Origin of the sequence: Pseudomonas sp. RIT409, assembly GCF_003052515.2 — a bacterium.
Taxonomy (GTDB): domain Bacteria; phylum Pseudomonadota; class Gammaproteobacteria; order Pseudomonadales; family Pseudomonadaceae; genus Aquipseudomonas.
The window spans coordinates 1-1,066 of sequence record NZ_QARE02000050.1; the positions used below are offsets into that span (position 1 = coordinate 1).

Annotated in this window: 1 protein-coding gene; it reads left to right on the forward strand. The window is 54.3% G+C overall.

The window, feature by feature from the left end; translation table 11 throughout:
* Window positions 1–3: 3 nt before the first annotated feature.
* A partial coding sequence (locus DBP26_RS26805; RefSeq protein ID WP_112235861.1) for an IS5 family transposase occupies window positions 4–1,066 on the forward strand: 1,063 nt, incomplete at its 3' end.

Consider the following 1,066-nt stretch of genomic DNA (forward strand, 5'->3'; position numbering starts at 1 on the left):
ACGATGGCAAAGGCTGGGCGACCCAAGATCTACACGGAGGAAGACGAGAAGACCCTGGCGAAAATCGTCCAGGAAAATCCAACTGCCACCGCGCTTGAGATCCGTACGGAGTTTGCGCGCATCACGCAAAAAAAGATCAGCAAAAATGCTCTTTATGCGGCGCTTAATCGTCAAGGCATCAAGCTCGTTCCTAGCTACCAAGCGGTAACTATCGAGATGGCACCTCCTGCTTTAGCTCGATATGGCTACACAGACACACATCGCCACCAGGAGCCTGAACAGATTTATCCAAGCAGCTTGAGCCATGCTGAGTGGAAATTGGTGCAGGATATTTTCGAGAACCAAGGTGGTCGTGGATTTCCTCCAAAAGTGAGTCGACGCACCTTGGTGGACGCTTGTTGCTATGTAGTGCGTAGCGGTTGCCCGTGGCGGATGTTGCCAAGCCATTTTCCTCGTTGGCAGAACGTCTATCGCACCTTCAGGCGCTGGAGCGAGCAAGGTAAGTTTGAACAGATGCATGATCGCTTGCGTCGGCAGTGGCGTGAGCGAGAGGCGCGCTCAGCAGACCCTACTGCCGCGGTATTGGATTCGCAGTCGACCCGAGGATCAGCTCAGGGAGGAGCAACAGGGCTGGATGTCGGCAAAAAAGTAAAAGGACGCAAACGTCACCTGTTGGTCGATACGCTCGGACTACTTTTGGCCGTCGTCGTTACGGCAGCAAACGTCCAAGACCGTGACGGCGCATATCCGCTTGTAGCAGCAGGAATGTCCAAGTACCCCAGTCTCAATACCCTGTTTGTAGACAGTGCCTATGCGGGGCAATGCTCACAGATCGTCTCACAGCGCCATAGTGTTCGCGTTCAAGTCGTGAGGCATCCGGCCAACAAAAACGTGGGGCGCTGGGTGCGCCCGGAACAACCTGATCTGTTCACCGTAACCACCGACAGTCATGGCTTTTTACCACAACCTAAGCGTTGGGTAGTTGAGCGAACACATGCCTGGAATGATCGGGCGCGCAGACTCGCTGTTCACTATGATCGTCTGCCTGTGGTAGCTGAATCATGGG